The 21,142-nt window shown below is 72.8% G+C and carries 8 protein-coding genes; 3 read left to right on the top strand and 5 right to left on the bottom strand.

The window, feature by feature from the left end:
• Positions 1 to 16: 16 nt before the first annotated feature.
• Positions 17 to 1,282 (top strand): cytochrome P450, encoded by a 1,266-nt coding sequence (locus ACJX2R_RS24085; protein ID WP_413101825.1) that lies wholly within the window; start codon positions 17 to 19, stop codon positions 1,280 to 1,282.
• A gap of 81 nt (positions 1,283 to 1,363) precedes the next feature.
• On the opposite strand, the gene ACJX2R_RS24080 is transcribed toward ACJX2R_RS24085, so the two are convergent.
• Together ACJX2R_RS24080 and ACJX2R_RS24075 are read right to left on the bottom strand one after the other, a co-directional pair.
• Positions 1,364 to 1,882: a 3-hydroxyacyl-ACP dehydratase FabZ family protein gene (locus tag ACJX2R_RS24080; RefSeq protein WP_413101824.1), complete on the bottom strand. Its 519-nt coding sequence runs from the start codon at positions 1,880 to 1,882 to the stop codon at positions 1,364 to 1,366.
• Positions 1,879 to 2,253: a hypothetical protein gene (locus ACJX2R_RS24075; protein ID WP_413101823.1), complete on the bottom strand. Its 375-nt coding sequence runs from the start codon at positions 2,251 to 2,253 to the stop codon at positions 1,879 to 1,881. The genes ACJX2R_RS24080 and ACJX2R_RS24075 overlap by 4 nt, the downstream gene beginning before the upstream one ends.
• 244 nt (positions 2,254 to 2,497) lie before the next feature.
• Here ACJX2R_RS24075 and ACJX2R_RS24070 point away from each other — a divergent pair, with 244 nt between their 5' ends.
• Both ACJX2R_RS24070 and ACJX2R_RS24065 read left to right on the top strand, forming a co-directional pair.
• Positions 2,498 to 16,837 carry an amino acid adenylation domain-containing protein gene (locus ACJX2R_RS24070; RefSeq protein ID WP_413101822.1) on the top strand — a complete coding sequence of 4,780 codons (14,340 nt, stop codon included), beginning with the start codon at positions 2,498 to 2,500 and terminating at the stop codon, positions 16,835 to 16,837.
• A gap of 7 nt (positions 16,838 to 16,844) precedes the next feature.
• Complete coding sequence (locus tag ACJX2R_RS24065) at positions 16,845 to 17,354, top strand: flavin reductase family protein (protein WP_413101821.1); 510 nt, start codon at positions 16,845 to 16,847, stop codon at positions 17,352 to 17,354.
• Between the two features lie 118 nt (positions 17,355 to 17,472).
• Here ACJX2R_RS24065 and ACJX2R_RS24060 read toward each other — a convergent pair whose 3' ends face one another.
• From ACJX2R_RS24060 to ACJX2R_RS24050, 3 genes are all read right to left on the bottom strand, one after another.
• On the bottom strand, positions 17,473 to 18,111 hold the full coding sequence (locus tag ACJX2R_RS24060) for an MBL fold metallo-hydrolase (RefSeq protein ID WP_413101820.1): 639 nt from the start codon (positions 18,109 to 18,111) through the stop codon (positions 17,473 to 17,475).
• Positions 18,111 to 19,196 carry an S-(hydroxymethyl)mycothiol dehydrogenase gene (locus ACJX2R_RS24055; protein ID WP_413101819.1) on the bottom strand — a complete coding sequence of 362 codons (1,086 nt, stop codon included), beginning with the start codon at positions 19,194 to 19,196 and terminating at the stop codon, positions 18,111 to 18,113. Before ACJX2R_RS24055 ends, ACJX2R_RS24060 begins: the two co-directional genes overlap by 1 nt.
• Positions 19,197 to 19,327: 131 nt before the next feature.
• Positions 19,328 to 20,947 carry a M4 family metallopeptidase gene (locus ACJX2R_RS24050; RefSeq protein WP_413101818.1) on the bottom strand — a complete coding sequence of 540 codons (1,620 nt, stop codon included), beginning with the start codon at positions 20,945 to 20,947 and terminating at the stop codon, positions 19,328 to 19,330.
• Positions 20,948 to 21,142: the final 195 nt, after the last annotated feature.

Below are 21,142 nucleotides of genomic sequence, written 5' to 3'. Positions count from 1 at the left end.
CCCGATTGGTGGAGAGATGAGCGTGCAGACAGCGATGAGCCGCGAAGAGATACCGGAGGAGATCTCGGCGGTCAACCTGGTCGACCCCAAGGCCTACCTCGAGCACGACATGGACGCGTACTGGCGCCGGCTGCGCGCCGACCACCCGCTGTACTGGCATCCGCCGGTCGACGGCAAACCCGGCTTCTGGGTGGTCAGCCGCTACGCCGACGTGATGGCGCTCTACCGGGACAACCAGCGGCTCACCTCGGAGAAGGGCAACGTCCTGGTGACCCTGCTGGCGGGCGGCGACTCGGCCGCCGGGCAGATGCTGGCGGTGACCGACGGCCAGCGCCACAAGGACCTGCGCAATGTGATGCTCAAGGCGTTCTCGCCGCGAGCCCTGTCCAAGGTCGCGGCGCTGGTCCGGGTCAACGCGCGCCGGATGATCGCCGAAGCGGTCCGGCGGGGGGAGGGGGACTTCGCGGCCGAGGTGGCCCAGGTGATCCCGCTGACCACCGTGGGCGGCCTGCTCGGAGTGCCGGTGAGGGACCACACCTATCTGCTGGGTCTGACCAAGTCCTCGCTCAGCTCGGACGAGGCGGACCAGGCCCCGGAGGAGGCGTTCCTGGCGCGCAACGAGATCCTGCTGTACTTCAGCGACCTGGTCGCCGAGCGGCGCGCCGATCCGCAGGACGACGTGATCAGCACGCTCACCGCCAGTGACATCAACGGCGTGCCGCTGACCGATCAGGACATCGTCTTCAACTGCTACAGCCTGATCCTGGGCGGCGACGAGACCAGCCGGCTCACGATGATCGACTCCCTCTACACCCTCAGCCGTGAGCCGGAGCAGTGGAAGCGGCTCAAGGAGGGTTCGGTGACGCTGGAGTCGGCCACCGAGGAGGCGCTGCGCTGGGCCACCCCCGCGATGAACTTCGGCCGCACCGCGCTGGTCGACGTCGAGATCGCCGGGGGAACCATCAAGGCGGGCGACGTGGTGACGCTGTGGAACACCTCGGCCAACCGCGACGAGTCGGTCTTCGACGACCCGTACGTCCTGGACCTGGGCCGTTCGCCGAACAAGCACATCACCTTCGGCTACGGTCCGCACTTCTGCCTCGGCGCCTATCTGGCGCGGGTCGAGGTGAAGGAGATGCTGGACGCGATGCGGACGTTCAGCAATGGTGTCGAGCTCACCGGCGAGCCGCGCCGGATCCACTCCAATCTGATGACCGGGATGTCGACCCTGCCGGTCCGGTTCCTGCCGGACGAGGCGGGGCTGGCCACCGCCGACTCCTGAGTCCCCTTCCGACACCGGACCGCCAGGTGCTCCCGCGGGAGCACCTGGCGGTCCGGTGTCAGTGGCTCTGCGCCCGTCGGTTCAGCGCCCGTCCCGGTCCGGTGGGAACAGCGCGCTCGCGGGGCGGAACGCCATCAGCATCCGCCCGATGGACACCACCGTGTCCCCGTCCACCACACTCTCCCCCTCGAAGATCAGATGGTCGCCGAGGGATCTGACGATCCTCGCCCGGTGCTCCAGCAGCACTCCGGGCAGGACCGTGCGGTGCACCAGGACATCGCTCATTCCGGCGAGCAGCATCATGCCCTCGGGCAGCTCACCGCTCAGCCGCGACAGGATTCCGGCGGCCTGGCCCCACGACTCGATCACCAGGGCCGGCGGATAGCCGAGCCGTTCGGCGGGGGTGCCCTCGGGGAGCCGCGCGTACCACGGCTCATTGCAGGTGACGGCCTTCGCCGCGACGATCCGCTCGCCCGGGACGACTTCCAGCACCCGGTCCACGAGCAGCATGGGGCGGCGGCGCGGAAGCAGCCGGCGCACCCCGTCCAGTTCGATCACCGTCGCGCGGCGCGCGGTGTTCGCGGTGGTCGGTCCGGTCACCGGTCCGCCTCCCCGACGTAACGCAGCCGGGCGGAGGCCGCCGTACCGCGTACGGTGCTCGCGGTGGCGAGCCCGGTCCATTGGCCCTCGTCCGACCGCTGCCAGGTCAGCCGGACCGTCAGTTCCTCGCCGGGGAACACCGCGCCCAGGAACCGCACCCGGTCCACCGCGTGCCAGCGCAGGCCCGGGGCGGGCTGGGTGGCCTCGGCGCTCGCCCGCAGATACTCCAGGACGCACACCCCGGGCAGGACGGGGAAGTCCGGACAAGGGGCCGCGAGTAACGTCTCGAGCGACGTGGTGTGGGTGACCTCGGCGGTCATCGCCGCCGGGGCCCGCTCGCGGTGATCGGCATCCTGCCCTTTGACGTTCATGGCTGACATGGTGCCCATGGCGTGGGATGCCGCCTACATCGCCTCGAATAGTTCAAATCGGAAGCCCGGCTACAGCCCTCCGCTACACCCCCGGATCACGTACTCAATTCTTTGCACTGTCGTTGTCGCACCTCACGGGCGTCGGACAGGCTGCGATGAGTGAAGGCTGTTCAGCCGACCGTCTCCTTTCTCCCATCGAGTGTGGAGTGAGTGCATGTCTGTCCCGCAGGGTGTTCGATTCCGCTTGACCGACGGCCAGCGGGGAATCTGGTACGCCGTCCAGGGCGATCCCGCCAATCCGCTCTTCGGCCTGGCGGAGCGGGTGGACATCCAGGGCCCCGTCGACCCCGGTCTCTTCGAGGCCGCCCTGCGGCGGGTGGTGGATGAGACCGAGGCCCTGCGGGTGTCCTTCGGCGCGGACGCCGACGGTCCGTACCAGGTGGTGGCGCCCGGACTCGACTGGCCGTTCCACTTCGTGGACGTGTCCGGGCAGGACGATCCGGAGGCCGCCGTGCGCGCATGGGCCGCGGCCGACCAGAAGCGCCCGGTGGACCTCTTCGCCGGACCGCTGTTCACCTTCGCGCTGTTCCGGCTCGCCGAGGACCGGCACGTCTGGTACCAGCGCCATCACCACATCGCGCTGGACGGCCAGAGCGTGGGCATGATCGCGCGCCGGGTCTCCGCCGTGTACTCGGCCGCCGTGGCGGGCGAGCCGTGCCCGGAGTCCGGCCACGGCGGTCTGCGGGAGCTCATCGAGGCCGACGCCGCGTACGGCGGGTCCGAGGAGATCGTCCGCGATCGGCGGTACTGGGCCGAGCAACTGGCCGACCGCCCCGAGGTCCAGGGCCTCACCACACAGCCCACCCGCTATCCGGACGGCCCGCTGCTGCGGGTGGTCGCCACGCTGGAGCCGACCGCCGTCGAGTCGATCCGGTCGCTGGCCCGTGAGGCGGGCACCGCCTGGCCGACGGTGGCCGTCGCCGCCCAGGCGCTGTATCTGCACCGGATCACCGGCCGCACCGATGTCGTCCTCGCCCTCCCGGTCGCGGCCCGGCCCGGCGGCGACGCCGCGAGCGTGCCCGGCATGGTGTCCAACCTCGTGCCGCTGCGGCTGTCCGTACGGCCCGGGGACACCGTCGCCGAGCTGCTGGGCCAGGTCTCCCGGCGGATGCGCGGCGCCCTGCGCCACCAGCGCTACCGCTATGAGGAGCTGCGCCGCGACGCCGGCACGCTGGCCGACGGCAGCCGTCTGGTCGGCCCGCGCGTCAACATCATCATGTTCGACTACGACCTGGACTTCGGCGGCCACCCGGGCGTGGTGCACAACCTGACCATCGGTCACGACGACGATCTGACCGTCGTCGTCGACAACCGGGCGGGCGACGGCGGGCTGCGGGTGGAGCTCAACGCCAGCCCCGAGCTGTACTCCGCCGCCGAGGTGGAGCGCCACGGCGAGCGCCTGACCGGACTGCTGCGCGCCCTGGGCGCCGGCGCGCCGGACCGGCCGCTCGGAGCGCTGGACATCGCGACCGAGGCCGAGCGCCGGCAGGTGCTGGTGGACTTCGCCGACGAACCGGCCGGGCCCGCCACCGCCACCGCCACCCTCCCCGAGCTGTTCGAGGCGCGGGTGCGGGAGTGCCCCGACGCGCGGGCGGTGTCCCTCGGCGCGGACACGCTGACCTACGCCGAACTGAACGCGCGGGCCAACGCGCTGGCCCGGCTGCTGGTCGCGCGGGGCGCCGGGCCCGGCCGGTTCGTCGGCCTGGTGCTGCCCCGCTCGATCGACCTGGTGGTGGCGCTGCTTGCGGTGGTGAAGTCGGGCGCCGCCTATGTGCCCATCGACCCCGCGTATCCGGCGGACCGCATCGCGTACACCATCTCCGACGTGGACCTGACCCTGCTGGTGACGGACTCCCGGGTCGAGGTGGCGCTCCCGGAGGGCGTGGAGCGGGTGGTGCTGGGCGAGGAGGAGGTGCGGGCCGGGCTCGCCGCCCTGCCCGGCACCGATCTGACCGACGCCGACCGGCCCTCGCCGCTGCTGCCGGTGGCCCCCGCGTACGTCATCTACACCTCCGGTTCCACCGGGCGCCCCAAGGGCGTGGTGGTCTCCCACCACAACGTGGTCCGGCTGTTCACCGCCACCCGCCGGTGGTTCCCCTTCGGCGCCGACGAGGTGTGGACCCTGTTCCACTCCTACGCGTTCGACTTCTCGGTGTGGGAGCTGTGGGGGCCGCTGCTGCACGGCGGGCGGCTCGTCGTCGTCCCGTTCGAGGTGTCGCGGTCGCCGGAGCGCTTCCTGCGGCTGCTCGCGGACGAGCGGGTGACCTTCCTCAACCAGACCCCGTCGGCCTTCTACCAGCTCGTCAACGCCGACCGGGAGGACCCGGCGACCGGCGACCGGCTGGCGCTGCGCCATGTGGTCTTCGGCGGTGAGGCGCTTGACCTGGGACGGCTGGCCGACTGGTACGAACGGCACGGCGCGGGCGCCACCTGCGCCCCGCTGCTGGTCAACATGTACGGCATCACCGAGACCACGGTGCACGTCAGCCATCTGGCCCTGGACCCCGAACTCGCCGCCTCCGGCGCCGGTTCGCTGATCGGCCGGTCCATCCCCGACCTGCGGGTGCGGGTGCTGGACGCTGCGCTGCGCCCGGTGCCCCCGGGGGTGGCGGGGGAGATGTACGTGGCCGGTGGCGGTGTGGCACAGGGCTATCTGAAGCGGCCGGGGCTGAGTGCGTCACGGTTCGTGGCCGATCCGTTCGCGGGCGACGGCGGCCGGATGTACCGCACTGGCGACCTGGCCCGCTGGAACGCCGACGGGCTGCTGGAGTACCTGGGCCGCGCCGACGACCAGGTGAAGATCCGGGGCTTCCGGATCGAGACCGGCGAGATCGCGGCCGCGCTGTCCGCCTGCCAGGGTGTCGCCGACTGCGCGGTGGTCGCCCGGGACGACCGGAGCGGCGAACGGCGGCTGGTGGCCTACGTGGTGCCGCAGGCCCCGGGCGAGGGGCTGGATCCGGCGGCTTCCTTTGGTACGTGGGCTGTTGGGTCCGCGCCGCAGGCCCCCGGCGGGGCGCTGGACCCCGGGCTGCTGCGCAAGAAGCTCGGCGAGTCGCTGCCGGACTACATGCTGCCCGCCGCGTTCGTCATCCTGCCCGCGCTGCCCCTGACCCCCAGCGGCAAGCTCGACACACGGGCGCTGCCGGAGCCCGAGATGACCGGCGGAGCGGCCGGACGGGAGGCCCGCACCCCGGGCGAGCAGGTGCTCGCCGGGCTGTTCGCCGAGGTGCTGGGCGTGCCCGGGGTCGGTGTGGACGACAACTTCTTCGCGCTCGGCGGCCATTCGCTGGCCGCCACCCGGCTCGCGGGCCGGGTCCGCTCGGTGCTCGGCGTGGAATTCGCCGTGCACGAGGTGTTCGACCGGCCCACCGTGGCCCTGCTCGCCGAACTGCTGGACACCGCGCGGGCGGCGCGGCCCGCGCTGGTCCCGGTGGACCGGCCGGAGCCCATGCCGCTGTCGTTCGCCCAGGCCCGGCTGTGGTTCCTGGACCGGCTCGACGGCCCCAACCCCACCTACAACATCCCCTTCGTGCTGCGGATGTCCGGCGACCTGGACGTTCCGGCGCTGCGGGCGGCGCTGCGCGACGTCCTGCTGCGCCACGAGAGCCTGCGCACCGTCTTCCCCGACACCGCGGGCGAGCCCCGGCAGCATCTGGTGCCCGCCGAGGAGCTGCCGCCGCTGCCGTACGCGTCCGAGGTCGCCGCCGCGGACCTGCCCGCCGCCCTGGCGGCCGCCGCGGGCCACAGCTTCCTGCTCGCCACCGAACTGCCGCTGCGCGCCGAGCTGTTCCACCTCGGCGGCGATGAGCATGTGCTGTCCGTCGTGGTCCACCACATCGCCGGGGACGGCTGGTCCCTGGCGCCGCTGGTGCGCGATCTGTCGGCCGCGTACACCGCCCGCTGTGACGGCCGTGCCCCCGGCTGGGAGCCGCTGCCGGTCGCCTACGCCGACTACACCCTCTGGCAGCGGTCACTGCTGGGCGAGGACTCCGACGAGTCCAGTCCGCTGGCCCGTCAGCTGGCGTACTGGAAGACCGCGCTGGCCGGTCTCCCCGAGGAGCTGGCCCTGCCCACCGACCGGCCCCGGCCCGCCGTGGCGAGCCACCGCGGCGCCGTACTGGACTGCGAGATCGGCCCCGAACTCCACCGTGAACTGCTCGCCGTCGCCCATGCCGGCGGCGCCAGCGTGTTCATGGTGCTCCAGGCGGCGCTGGCCGTGCTGCTGTCCAAGCTCGGCGCGGGCGACGACATCCCGGTCGGCAGCCCGATCGCCGGACGGACCGACGAGGCCCTGGACGACCTGGTCGGGTTCTTCGTCAACACACTGGTGCTGCGCACCGACACTTCCGGTCGGCCGTCGTTCACCGAGCTGGTCGACCGGGTCCGCCGGGCCGACCTGACGGCCTACGCGCATCAGGACGTGCCGTTCGAGCGGCTGGTCGAGGTCCTCAACCCGGACCGCTCGCGGTCCCGGCACCCGCTGTTCCAGATCCTGCTGAGCATGCAGGACCACCCGGACCGCTCGCTGGAGCTGCCCGGTCTGACCGCCTCGGTGGCCCCGGGCGACCTCACCATCGCCAAGTTCGACCTCCAGTTCGACTTCCAGGAGCGCCGGGACGCGGAGGGGGCGCCGGCCGGGATCGGTGGCCAGGTGCTGTACGCCACGGATCTGTACGACGCCGGGACCGTGCGCCGGATGGTGGCGCGGTTCCTGACGGTGCTGGAGTCGGCCGTGGCGCGGCCCGGCGGCAGCATCGCCGAGATCGACGTCCTGGCACCCGAGGAGACCCGCAGGCTGGCCGTGGAGTGGTCCGGCCCGGTCCGCGAGGTGCCCGCGCTCACCGGCTCCGTCCCCGCCCGGTTCGCCGAGCGGGTGGCCGCCGCCCCGGACGCGACCGCCCTCATCGCCGCGGACGGCACCGAGATCAGCTACCGGGAGCTGGACACGCGCGCCAACCGGCTCGCGCACCGGCTGCTCGCCGCGGGCGCCGGCCCGGAGGCGCGGGTGGCCGTGCTCCAGCAGCGCTCGGTGGAGCTCGTCGTCTCCCTGCTCGCCGTGGTCAAGGCCGGTGCCGCGTATGTGCCGCTGGACTCGCGCGCCCCGCAGGCCCGCTGGGAGCAGGTGATGGAGCGGACCGAACCGTCGGTGCTGCTCCTCGACCGGGCCCAGCCGGAGCTGGAGTTCACCCACCGGGCCACCACCGTCGTGGTGGACGCCGAGACCCCGGCGCCGGACGCGTCGGCCGACGCCGCACCGGACGTGGCCGTACACCCCGAGCGGCTCGCGTATGTGATGTTCACCTCCGGTTCGACCGGCCGCCCCAAGGGCGTCGCGGTCACCCACCGCGATCTGCTGGCGTTCGCCCTGGACGGCTGCTTCGAGGCCGACGCCCACCGCCGGGTGCTGCTGCACGCGCCGCACGCCTTCGACGCCGCCAACTACGAGCTGTGGGTGCCGCTGCTCACCGGCGGCACGGTCGTCATCGCCCCGCCGCAGGACATGGACGTCCGCACCCTGCGCCGGATGATCGCCGAGCACGGCATCACCGGACTGCACCTGACCGCCGGGCTCTTCCGCGTCGTGGCCGAGAACGACCTGGACTGCCTGACCGGTGTGCGGGAGCTGCTGGCCGGTGGCGACGTCGTGCCCGGTACGGCGGTGCGTGCCCTGCTCGAGCGGTTCCCCGGCATGGTGTTCAAGGACACCTACGGCCCGACCGAGACCACCTCCTTCGCCACCTTCCACCGGGTGACCTCCGCCGACCGGGTGCCCGATGTCGTACCGATCGGTGCCCCGCTGGACAACACCCGGGCCCATGTCCTGGACGGCCAGTTGCGCCGGGTGCCGCCGGGCGTGGTCGGCGAGCTGTACCTCGCCGGCGAGGGTCTGGCGCGCGGCTACTGGCGGGCGCCCGCGCTCAGCGCGGAGCGGTTCGTCGCCGACCCGTACGGCCCGGCGGGCAGCCGGATGTACCGGGTGGGCGACCTCGCCCGCTGGACCGAGGAGGGGACGCTGGAGTTCGCCGGCCGCGCCGACGACCAGGTGAAGATCCGGGGCTTCCGGATCGAGCCGGGTGAGGTCGAGGCCGCGGTCGCCCGCCGCCCCGGCGTCGCCTCCGCCGCCGTGGTCGTACGCGAGGACCGTCCCGGGGACAAGCGGCTGGTCGCCTACGCGGTGCCCGCCCCGGGCCACCGCCTCGACACCTCCGCGCTGCGCGAGGAGCTGGCCGAGGCGCTGCCCGACTACATGGTGCCCTCCGCCGTGCTGGCCCTGGACACCCTTCCGCTGACCCCCAACGGCAAGCTCGACCGCAAGGCGCTGCCGGAGCCGGAGCTCACCGGCGAGGGAGCGGGCAGGGCTCCGCGCACCCCGCAGGAGCAGGTGCTGTGCGGGCTCTTCGCCGAGATCCTCGAACTGGCCTCGGTGTCGGTGGACGACAACTTCTTCTCCCTGGGCGGGCACTCCCTGCTCGCCACCCGGTTGGTGCTGCGCATCCAGGCCGTCCTGGGCGCCGACGTGGCGGTGCGCGACCTGTTCGACGCGCCGACCGTCGCCGAGCTGGCCCGGCTGGTCGACCGGGCCACCGGGGCGCGCACCCCGCTGACGCCCCGGGAGCGCCCCGATGAGGTGCCGCTGGCGTACCCGCAGCGCGGACTGTGGTTCATCAACCAGCTGGACCACGCGGACGGCACCTACAACCTGGGTGTCTCGCTGCGCTTCACCGGACGGCTCGACCGCGCCGCGCTCCACACCGCGCTGCACGACGTCATCGCCCGGCACGAGAGCCTGCGCACCCTCTTCCCCGACCGCGGCGGTGTGCCCTCCCAGGTCGTGCTGGCCGCCGAGCGGGCCCAGGCCGAGATCCGGGTCTCCGAAGTGACCGAGGAACGGCTGGACGAGGCGCTGTCGGAGGTGGCGCGGCGCGGCTTCGACCTCGCCTCCGAACTGCCGATCCGCGCCGACCTGCTGGTGCTGAGCCCCACCGAGCACGTCTTCCTGATCGTGGTGCACCACATCGTCGCCGACGGCTGGTCCTTCGGCCCGCTGGTGGACGACCTGGTCGCCGCCTACACCGCGCGGCGCACCGGGGCCGCCCCCACCTGGCGGCCGCTGCCGGTGCAGTACGCGGACTACACGCTGTGGCAGGCCGAGCTGCTGGGCGCCGAGGACGACCCGGACAGCCTGCTGGGCGGTCAGCTGGACTACTGGAAGCGGACCCTCGACGGTCTGCCCGAGCAGCTGGAGCTGCCCACCGACCGGCCCCGCCCGGCGGTGCTGAGCAACGACGGAGACCGCCTGCCGCTGTCCCTGAGCCCCGAGCTTCAGAGCGCGCTGACCGACATCGCCCGCTCCAGCGGCGCCAGCCTCTTCATGGTGGTGCAGGCGGGCCTGGCCGCGCTGCTGTCCCGGCTGGGCGCGGGCGAGGACATCCCCATGGGCACGGCCATCGCGGGCCGCAACGACGAGTCCCTGGTGGACGGCATCGGCTTCTTCGTCAACACCCTGGTGCTGCGCAACGACCTGTCCGGCGACCCCACCTTCCGGCAACTCGTCGAGCGGGTACGGGAAGCGGACCTGGCCGCCTACGCCCACCAGGAGGTGCCGTTCGACCTGCTGGTGGAGACCCTGAGCCCGGACCGGTCGCTCTCCCGCCACCCGCTGTTCCAGACCATGCTGACGTTCGAGAACATCCCCGAGCTGACGCTGCGCTTCCCCGGCCTGGACACCCGGCTGCACCCCGCCAACAACCGCACGGCCAAGTTCGACCTCGACTTCGCCATCGGCGAGACCTTCGACGCCGCCGGCTCCCCGGCCGGGATGACCGGCACGCTGGTCTACAACACCGACCTGTACGACCGGGCCGGCGCGCAGGCGCTGGCCGACCGGTTCGTACGCCTCCTGGAGACGGTGGCGGCCAACCCGGCCGTCCGCGTCACGGAGATCGACCTGCTCTCCGAGGCGGAGCGCCGGCGGGTGCTGGTGGAGTGGAACGGGGACGCGGCCGGTGAGGTCGTGGCCACGCTTCCGGAGCTGTTCGAGGCGCGGGTGCGGGAGTGCCCCGGTGCGCGGGCGGTGTCCCTCGGCGCGGACACGCTGACGTACGGGGAGCTGAACGCGCGGGCCAACGCGCTCGCGCGGCTGCTGGTCGAGCGGGGCGCGGGGCCGGGCCGGTTCGTGGGTCTGGTGCTGCCGCGGTCGGTGGATCTGGTGGTGGCGCTGCTGGCGGTGGTGAAGTCGGGTGCCGCGTATGTGCCGATCGACCCCTCCTATCCGGCGGACCGCATCGCCTACACGGTCTCGGACGTGGACCTGGCGCTCGTGGTGACGGACACCCGGGTCGATGTGCCACTGCCGGAGGGCGTGGCGCGGGTGGTGCTGGGCTATGAACCGGTCGCGGGCCGGCTCGCCGGACTGCCGGGTACGGACCTGACGGACGCCGACCGGATCGCGCCGCTCGTACCGGCAGCGCCCGCGTATGTGATCTACACATCCGGTTCGACGGGCCGTCCCAAGGGTGTGGTGGTCTCGCACGGCAATGTGGTGCGGCTCTTCGAGCACACGCGGCAGTGGTTCGCGTTCGGCCCGGACGACGTGTGGACGCTGTTCCACTCGTACGCGTTCGACTTCTCGGTGTGGGAGCTGTGGGGGCCGCTGCTGCACGGTGGCCGGCTCGTGGTGGTGCCGTTCGACGTGTCCCGTTCGCCGGAGCGCTTCCTGCGGCTGCTCGCGGACGAGGGGGTGACCTTCCTCAACCAGACGCCCTCGGCGTTCTACCAGCTCGTCAACGCCGACCGGGAGGACCCGGCGACCGGCGACCGGCTGGCGCTGCGCCATGTGGTGTTCGGCGGTGAGGCGCTTGACCTGGGACGGCTGCCGGACTGGTACGAGCGGCACGGCGCGGGCGCCGCCTGCGCGCCGCTGCTGGTCAACATGTACGGCATCACCGAGACCACCGTCCACGTCAGCCATCTGCCGCTGAACGCGGAGCTGGCGGCCTCGGGCGCGGGCTCGCTCATCGGCCGGGGCATTCCGGACCTGCGGATCTATGTGCTGGACGGTGCGCTGCGCCCGGTGCCCCCGGGGGTGGCGGGGGAGATGTACGTGGCCGGTGGCGGTGTGGCACAGGGCTATCTGAAGCGGCCGGGGCTGAGTGCGTCACGGTTCGTGGCCGATCCGTTCGCGGGCGACGGCGGCCGGATGTACCGCACCGGCGACCTGGCCCGCTGGAACGCCGACGGGCTGCTGGAGTACCTGGGCCGCGCCGACGACCAGGTGAAGATCCGGGGCTTCCGGATCGAGACCGGCGAGATCGCCGCCGTGCTGTCCGCCTGCCGGGGCGTGGCCGACTGCGCGGTGGTCGCCCGGGACGACCGGAGCGGCGAACGGCGGCTGGTCGCCTATCTGGTGCCGCAGGACCCGAGTGACCCACCGGAACCGGGCGTGCTGCGCGACACGCTCGCCGCGTCGCTGCCCGACTACATGCTGCCGTCCGCGTTCGTGGTGCTGGAAGCCCTGCCCTTGAACGCCAGCGGCAAGCTCGACCGCAAGGCGCTGCCCGCACCGGACTACGCTCCGGCGACGGCGGGCCGCGCGGCGGGCACACCCCGCGAGGAGATCCTCTGCGGTCTGTTCGCCGATGTGCTCGGCGTGCCCGCGGTCGGCGTGGACGACAACTTCTTCGACCTGGGCGGCCATTCGCTGCTGGCGGCCAGGATCGTCAACCGGATCCGTTCGGTCCTGGCCGTCGAGCTGTCGGTCCGCACGCTCTTCGAGGCCCCGACCGTGGCGGCGCTGGCCAGGACCCTGGACGGGGAGGCGGCCGCCCGGCTGCCGCTGACCGCCCGCGAGCGGCCCGAGGCGCTTCCGCTGTCCTTCGCCCAGCGCAGGCTGTGGTTCCTGGGCCGGATGGAGGGGCCGAGCGCCACCTACAACGTGCCGGTGGTGCTGCGGCTGTCCGGGGAGCTGGACCGGACGGCCCTGGAGCAGGCGCTGGGCGATCTGATCGGCCGGCACGAGAGCCTGCGCACGGTCTTCCCCGAGACCGACGGCTCGCCCCGGCAGCAGGTGTGGGACCCGGACGCGGTGCGGATACCGCTGACCGTGGTGGAGACGACCGAGGACGCGTTGCCGGAACAGCTCGAGGCGACCGTCACCCGGGGCTTCGACCTGACCGTGTCGCTGCCGCTGCGCACCACCCTGTTCGCGATCGGCGAGAGCGAGTACGTCCTCGCCCTGGTGATCCATCACATCGCCACCGACGGCTGGTCCACGGCGCCGCTGGTGCGCGACCTGTCGGCCGCCTACGCCGCCCGCTGCGACGGCCGGGCCCCGGCCTGGGAGCCGCTGCCGGTGCAGTACGCGGACTACACGCTGTGGCAGGCCGAGCTGCTGGGCGCCGAGGACGACCCGGAGAGCCTGGCCTCCCGTCAGCTGGCGTACTGGCGCCAAGCGCTCGCCGGGCTGCCGGACGAGCTGACCCTGCCCACCGACCGGCCCCGGCCGGCCGTGTCCGGCCATCGCGGCCGCACCCTGGACTTCGCGATCGACCCCGGGCTGCACGAGCGGCTCACCGCGCTGGCCCGGGCCCGCGGGGTCAGCACCTTCATGGTGTTGCAGTCGGCGCTGGCCCTGCTGCTGACCAAGCTGGGGGCCGGAGAGGACATCCCGGTCGGCAGCCCCATCGCCGGGCGCCCCGACCAGGCCCTGGAGGACCTGGTCGGCGTCTTCCTGAACACGCTGGTGCTGCGCACCGACACCTCGGGCGACCCGACCTTCGACCAACTGCTGGAGCGGGTCAGGCGCACCGCGCTGGACGCCTACGCCCACCAGGACGTGCCGTTCGAGCGGCTGGTGGAGGTGGTCGACCCGGAGCGGTCCCTGGCCCGGCACCCGCTGTTCCAGGTGATGCTGATGGTCCAGAACATGCCGGCCGCCGAGAGCTCGCTGGGCGGGCTCGCCCTGCGGCCCGAGCTGGTCGACCTGGGCGTCGCCAAGGTCGATCTGAGCTTCGCCTTCGGCGAGCGGCCGGACCGGCCGGGCGCGCTGTCCGGCGTCTGCGAGTACAGCACCGAGCTGTTCGACGCGGACAGCGTGGAGACGCTGGTCCGGCGGCTTGTCCAGGTCCTGGAGACGGTGACCGGTGACCCGGGGCTGCGGATCAGCGAGGTCGAGGTGCTTTCGGCGGCCGAGCGCGAGCGGGTGCTGGTCGAGTGGAACGACACCGCGCGGCCGCTGCCCGCACGCCGGGTCCACGAGCTGTACGAGGAGCGGGCCGCCCGTACCCCATCGGCCGTCGCGGTGCTCTCCGGCGGTGTCGAGCTGACCTACGCCCAGCTGGAGACGCGCGCCAACCGGCTCGCCGCGCTGCTGACCGCCCGCGGGGCGGGCCCCGAGCGGCTGGTGGCCGTGGCGATCCCGCGCTCGGCGGACCTGCTCGTCGCCCTGCTGGCGGTGCTCAAGACCGGGGCGGCCTATCTGCCCCTGGACCCGGAGCACCCCAGGGACCGGATCGGCTACACCCTCCAGGACGCCCGCCCCGCACTGGCACTGGTCACCTCCGCCACCGCGCCGCTGCTGGCTGTGGGTGGCGGGAACGGTGGGGACGGTGGGGACGGCGCTCGGCACGGCGGCGTACCGGCGCTGGTGCTGGACGACCCGGCCACCGCCGCCGAGCTGGCGGCGGCGCCCACGGCCGCGCCCGGTGCGGTGTGCTCACCGGACCACCCGGCGTATGTCATCTACACCTCCGGTTCGACCGGCCGCCCGAAGGGCGTGGTCGTCCCGCACGGCGCGCTGAGCAACTTCCTGGCCGACATGGGCGGGCGGTTCGGCCTCGGCCCCGCCGACCGGCTGCTCGCGGTCACCACGGTGTCGTTCGACATCGCGGCGCTGGAGCTCTATCTGCCGCTGCTGTGCGGCGCGGGCGTGGTGATCGCCGACCGGGACACCGTGCGCGACCCGGCCGCGCTGCTGCGGATGGCCGAGGAGACCGGGGCGGGGGTCGTCCAGGCGACGCCGTCGCTGTGGCAGGCCATGGTCACCGCGTCGCCGGAGGCGCTGCGCGGGCTGCGGGTGCTGGTCGGCGGTGAGGCGCTGCCGGAGGCCCTGGCCACGCGGCTGCGCACATCGGCCGCCGGGCTGACCAACCTCTACGGACCGACCGAGACCACCATCTGGTCGACGGCCGCGGACCTGACGGACGGCCAGGGCGTGCCCTCGATCGGCAACCCGATCGCCAACACCCGGGTCTATGTGCTGGACGACCGGCTGCGGCCGGTCGCCCCCGGGGTGCCGGGCGAGCTCTACATCGCCGGCGCGGGCGTCGTGCGGGGCTACCACAACCGGCCCGCGCTGACCGCGGAGCGCTTCGTGGCCTGCCCGTTCGGCGGCACCGGCGAGCGCATGTACCGCACCGGCGACATCGTCCGCCGGACCGCCGACGGCCGGCTGGAGTTCTCGGGCCGGGCCGACCACCAGGTGAAGGTGCGCGGCTTCCGGATCGAGCTCGGGGAGATCGAGACGGTGCTGACCGCCCATGAGGCGGTCGGCCAGGCCGTGGCGCTGGCCCGCTCCGACCAGGGCGCCGGCGCGCGGCTGGTCGCCTATGTGGTGCCGAAGGTCCCCGGTGCGGCGCCGGATCCCGCAGCGCTGCGCACGTGGCTCGGCGAGTCGCTGCCGGAGTACATGATCCCGTCCGCGTTCGTGGTCCTGGACCGGCTGCCGCTCACCCCGAACGGCAAGCTCGACCGCAAGGCGCTGCCCGCACCGAGCTTCGGCGCGGCGGCCGATTCACGGCCCCCGCGTACCCCGGTCGAGGAGGCGCTGTGCGCGGTCTTCGCCGAGGTGCTCCGGCTGCCCTCGGTCGGCATCGACGACAGCTTCTTCGAACTGGGCGGCGACAGCATCGTGTCGATGCAGCTCATCGCCCGCGCCCGGGCGGCGGGTCTGGTCCTCGCCGTCAACGACGTGTTCGAGCACAAGACGGTGGCCGGGCTCGCCGCGGTGGCCGAGGTGCTGGACGACGCGGCCGCCCGCGAACCGGACAACCCCGTCGGCGAGTTCGCCCCCACGCCGATCATGCACTGGCTGCGGGAGCGCGGCGGTGCGATCGACTCCTTCAGCCAGCCGATGCTCGTACGGACCCCGGCGGGCCTGGACCTGCCGACGCTCACCACCGCGCTCCAGGCGCTGCACGACCGGCACGATGCGCTGCGCGCCCGGCTGGTCGAGGACGACGAGGGCGGCTGGCGGCTGAGCGTGCCACCGGCCGGGGCGGTGTCCTGCGCGGACCGAGTCCGCCGGGTCGACATCGCCGACGCCGTGGCAGGGGATCTCACCCCGCTGGTCGGCCGCGCCCTCGCCGAGGCCCGTGCGGAGCTGGCCCCCCGGGACGGCGAGATGGTGCGCGCGGTGTGGTTCGACGCCGGTCCCGGACGGCCGGGACGGCTGCTGCTCGTCGCCCACCACCTGATGGTCGACGGGGTGTCCTGGCGGATCCTGCTCCAGGACCTCGCCGACATCGCGACGGCCGTCGCCGCCGGACGGGAGCCGGAGCTCACTCCGGTGGGCACCTCGGTGCGCCGCTGGAGCGAACTTCTGGCGGCCGAGGTGCGCAGGCCGGAACGGCGGGCGGAGCTGCCGCTGTGGACGGACATCCTGTCCGCTCCGGACGCCCGGCTCGGCGGGGCCACATCGGCCCCCGGGCGCGACCCGGCCGGACCGGTCGCCCGCGTCACCATGACGCTGCCGGCCGCGAAGACCGCGCCGCTGCTCGGCGAGGTGCCGTCGGTGTTCCACTGCGGTGTGGACGACGTGCTGCTGAGCGCCCTGGCGCTGGCGGTCACCGACCGCCGCCGCCGGCTGGGCTCCGTGGCCACCTCGGTGCTGGTCGCCGTGGAGGGGCACGGCCGCGACGAGAGCGTCGGGGGCGCGGATCTGTCCCGTACGGTGGGCTGGTTCACCAGCCTCCACCCGGTGTGTCTTGACCCCGGCCAGGTGCAGTGGGGCGAGCTGTGGACGGGCGGCCCGGCCACCGGACGCGTGGTCAAGCGGATCAAGGAACAGCTGCGCGCGGTGCCCGGCACCGGCATCGGCTACGGCCTGCTGCGCCATCTGGACCGGGAGACGGCCGCGGAGCTGTCCGGGGCGGCCGTGCCGTGGATCGGCTTCAACTATCTGGGCCGGGTCGAGGTCCACGACGGGCCCGGCGGCGACTGGCGCCCGGCCTCCGAGGCGCTCGGGCTCGACCTCGGCGACGACGGTCCTGGCAGCCCGTACGGACTGGAGCTGAACGCCGTCACCGTCGACCGCCCCGGTGGCCCTGAGCTCATGGTGACCTGGACCTACGCCTCCGATGTGCTGTCCGAGGCGGAGGTACGGGAGGTCGGCGAGGTGTGGCTGCGCGCCCTGGACGGGATGGCGCTGCACGCGGCCGGACCCGGCGCGGGCGGCCACACCCCCTCGGACCTCGCGCTGTCGAATCTGGAGCAGGAGGAGATCGAGTTGCTGGAGGACGAGTGGTGAAACGTCGATGACCATCACCTCTGAGGAGTTCACCCGGGCCATGGCCCGGGTGCCCGCCCCCGTGACGGTGGCCACGACGGTCGACGCGTCCGGACGCAGATGGGGGTTCACGGGCAGCTCGTTCAGCTCGCTGTCCCTGGCCCCGCCGCTGGTGCTGATCTGCCTGGGCAAGACCGCGAGCACCCATGAGGCGTTCACCACCGCCGAAAGCTTCATGATCAACATCCTGGCGGAGGGACAGGCGGACATCGCGCGGCGCTTCGCCGCCTCCGGTGCGGACCGGTTCGCGGCGGGGGACACCCTGCCGATGGAGCTGGGGCTGCCGGGCATACCGGAGGCGGTCGCCCGGGTCGCCTGTTCACTGCACCGCGTCGTGGACGGCGGCGACCACTCCGTCCTCATAGGCCGGGTCGTGGCGGCCCACGTCGGCGAGGACGACCCGCTCGTCTACTGCGACCGCTCCTTCCAGCGCCCGGCGGCGGTGGCCGAGACGGTCCGCGGCGCCGCGGTCTGGTGAGCGCGGCCCCGCGGACCGGGGGGTGGACCGGCCGCGGGGGCGCGATGGCCCCCGCGTCGTCCACTTGTCACTTGTTCAGGTTGTCACTTGTTCAGGTGCGGGACCGACCGCCGGGGGCTCAGTGCCCCCGCGCGATCCACTCCTCCAGATGCGGGGCCTCGTCCCCGACGGTCGTGGAGTCGCCGTGACCGGTGCGGACCACCGTCTCCGGCGGCAGCGTCAGCAGCCGCTCCCGGATCGACTCGATGATCGTCGGGAAGGACGAGTACGAGCGCCCGGTGGCGCCCGGACCGCCCTGGAACAGGGTGTCCCCGGAGAAGACCGTGGTCAGCTCCGGTGCGTAGAGACAGACCGCGCCGGGGGAGTGGCCGGGGGTGTGCAGCACCCGCAGTTGCGTCCCGGCCACGGTGAGGACATCACCGTCGGCCAGCGGCTTGTCCGGGGCGCGGTCCGGGTGGCGCATCCGCCACAGCACCTCGTCCTCCGGATGCAGCAGGATCGGCGCGCCGGTGCGCTCGGCGAGCGCCGGGGCCGCGTCGATGTGGTCGTCATGGCCGTGGGTGGAGATGATGCCGAGCAGCCGGCGGCCGCCGACGGCGTCCGCGATGGCGTCGGCGTCATGCGCGGCGTCGATCACGTACACCTCGTGGTCGTCGCCGATCAGCCACACGTTGTTGTCCACCTCCCAGGTGCCGCCGTCCAGCGAGAAGGTGCCGGAGGTGACGAGGTGGTCGACGCGTACGGGCGGAGGGGTCATCAGAACATCACCACCGAGCGGAGCACCTCACCGCGGTGCATCTTGGCGAACGCCTCCTCGATGTCCTCGAGCCCGATCGTCTCGCTGACGAACGCGTCCAGGTCGAGGCGGCCCTGCTGGTAGAGGTCGATCAGCATGGGGAAGTCGCGGTCCGGCAGACAGTCCCCGTACCAGGAGGACTTGAGCGCCCCGCCGCGCCCGAAGACGTCCAGGAGCGGCAGCTCCAGCTTCATCTCGGGGGTGGGGACGCCGACCAGGACGACGGTGCCGGCCAGGTCGCGGGCGTAGAACGCCTGCTTGTAGGTCTCGGGGCGGCCCACGGCCTCGATGACGACGTCGGCGCCGTTGCCGTCGGTCAGCTCCCGGACGGCCTCGACGACATCGGCGCTCTTGGCGTTGAGGGTGTGGGTGGCGCCCAGCGAGCGGGCCCACTCCAGCTTCCGCTCGTCCAGGTCCACCGCGATGATCTTCGCGGCCCCGGCCAGCCGCGCCCCGGCGACCGAGGCGGCGCCGACCCCGCCGCAGCCGATCACGGCGACGGAGTCACCGCGCTGGACGTTGCCGGTGTTGAGCGCGGCGCCGATGCCGGCCATCACCCCACAGCCGAGCAGCCCGGCCGCGGCGGGCGAGGCCGAGGGGTCGACCTTGGTGCACTGCCCGGCCGCCACCAGCGTCTTCTCGGCGAACGCGCCGATGCCGAGCGCGGGGCTGAGCACGGTGCCGTCGGTCAGGGTCATGGGCTGCTTGGCGTTGTGGGTGTTGAAGCAGTACCAGGGGCGGCCGCGGCGGCAGGCCCGGCACTCGTGGCAGACCGCGCGCCAGTTGAGGATCACATAGTCGCCGGGGGCCACCTCCGTGACGCCCTCGCCCACGGATTCCACGGTGCCCGCCGCCTCATGGCCGAGGAGGAAGGGGAACTCATCGTTGATCCCGCCCTCCCGATAGTGCAGATCGGTGTGGCAGACGCCGCACGCCTGGATGCGCACCACCGCCTCGCCGGGGCCGGCGTCCGGCACCACGATCGTCTCGATCCTGACCTTCTCGCCCTTGCCGGGGGCCACCACGCCGCGTACCTGTTGTGTCATGACAGCAGCGTAAGTGGCGACCAGCGGCTACGACAGGGATGACGAGGCCCGTCCGGAACGGGCCGCCCGGTCGGTCGGAAACGGGCCGCACCGGTACCCCGGTGCGGCCCGTCACCGCTTCGGCGGACTGGTTACTTCACGTTGATCGCGGTCCAGGCGGCGGCGACCGCCTTGTACTCGGTGGAGTTGGCCCCGTAGAGGTCGGAGGCGGCGCTGAGAGTGCCGGTGCGGGCGCCCGCGTACTTGGTCGTCGAGGTCCAGTACGTGGTCAGGGCCCGGTACCAGATCTTGATGGCCTTGTCCCGGCCGATCCCGGTGACGGTCGAGCCGTCGTAGGTCGGGCTGTTGTAGCTCACGCCGTTGATCACCTTCGCGCCGCTGCCCTCGGACAGCAGGTAGAAGAAGTGGTTGGCGGGGCCGGAGGAGTAGTGGACGTCGATGTTGCCGAGCGACGAGGACCAGTAGTCCTTGGACGCCCCGTCCTTGCTGGGCTTGTCCTGGTAGCGCAGCGGGGTGCCGTTGCCATTGATGTTGATCTTCTCGCCGATGAGGTAGTCACCGACGTCCGCGGAGTTGCCCGAGTAGAACTCCACCGCGGTGGCCATGATGTCGGAGGTGGCCTCGTTGAGACCGCCGGGCTCGCCCGCGTAGTTGAGGTTCGCGGTGGCCGCGGTCACACCGTGGCTCATCTCGTGGCCGGCCACGTCCATCGCGGTCAGTGCGTTGGCGTTGCCCGAGCCGTCGCCGTACGTCATGCAGAAGCAGGAGTCCTGCCAGAAGGCGTTGACGTAGTTGTTGCCGTAGTGGACGCGGGAGTACGAGCCCACGCCATTGTTCTTGATGCCGTTGCGGCCCAGGAACTCCTTGTAGAAGTCCCAGGTCTCGGCCGCGCCGTAGTGCGCGTCGACGCCGGCGGTCTGGCGTCCGCCGCCCCATACGTCGTCCGCGTCGGTGAACAGGGTGCCGGTACCCGAGCTGCCCTGGTTCAGGTCGTACGTCTTGTGATTGCCCCGTGTGGAGTCGGTGAGGCTGTAGGTGGAGCCGCTCTTGGTGGTGCCCAGGGGCACCGTGCCGCTGTACTTGCTGGTGCCGGTGCCGGTCTCGACGCCCTCCCACTGGGTCAGCTTCTTGCCCGTGGTGGCGTCGGTGACGACGTGCAGCTCGCTCGGGGTGCCGTCGGCCTGCGTGCCGGTGACGACGGTCTCCCAGGCCAGGACGGGCGTGCCGGTGGCCGCCCAGACCACCTTCCGCGGCGACTTGGCCTTCTCGCCGGTGGTCGCCTTCGGCGCGGCCTTCAGCGCGGTGCCGGAGGCGGCCGAGGGGGCCACGGCGGCGTCGGTGCTCTTGACCGCTATCCGCGCGTCGGTGGCCTTGTTGACGGAGCGCGCGCCGCTGGTCTTCTCGTGGACGACCAGGTCGCCGCCGAGGACGGGCAGCCCCGCGTAGGTGCGCTCATAGCGGGTGTGAACCGTTCCGTCCGCGTCCTTGATGACGTCGCGGACGAGGAGCTTCTCCTTGGCCCCGAGCCCGAGGGACTCGGCCTGCGCGGAGGCGTCGGCCTGGGCCGCCTTGATCGCGGTGGCGCGCTCGCCCGCGGTCAGCGGAAGCGCCGTGGCGCCCGCCTCGCGGGACTGCTCCGGCTGGGCGCTGGCCTGGCCGGTCTGCACGCCGATGACGACCATGGCGGCGGAGGCGACGAGCGCCGCCACGCGGACGGTCTTCTTACGGGGGGAGGAAGCGATGGGTCTCACTCGGTCTCCTTGCCTTGGGGCCGCCGGGTCGCGGCCCTGTGTAGGGGGTACGGACGGCCATGGGTGGGCCGTCCGGTCGAGCAGGAGTGGTGCGAGTGGTGCACAGAGAGGTGCAGAGCGGTGCATGGGGGCCTTACCGCGGAGTCAGAAGACGCGCGGCGGGCCGACCAGAGATTGTCATTGAACGATCGATTG

The organism is Streptomyces sp. Inha503 (genome assembly GCF_047215865.1).
Taxonomy (GTDB): Bacteria; Actinomycetota; Actinomycetes; order Streptomycetales; family Streptomycetaceae; genus Streptomyces; species Streptomyces lycopersici.
This window is presented reverse-complemented; position numbering and strand designations above follow the sequence as displayed.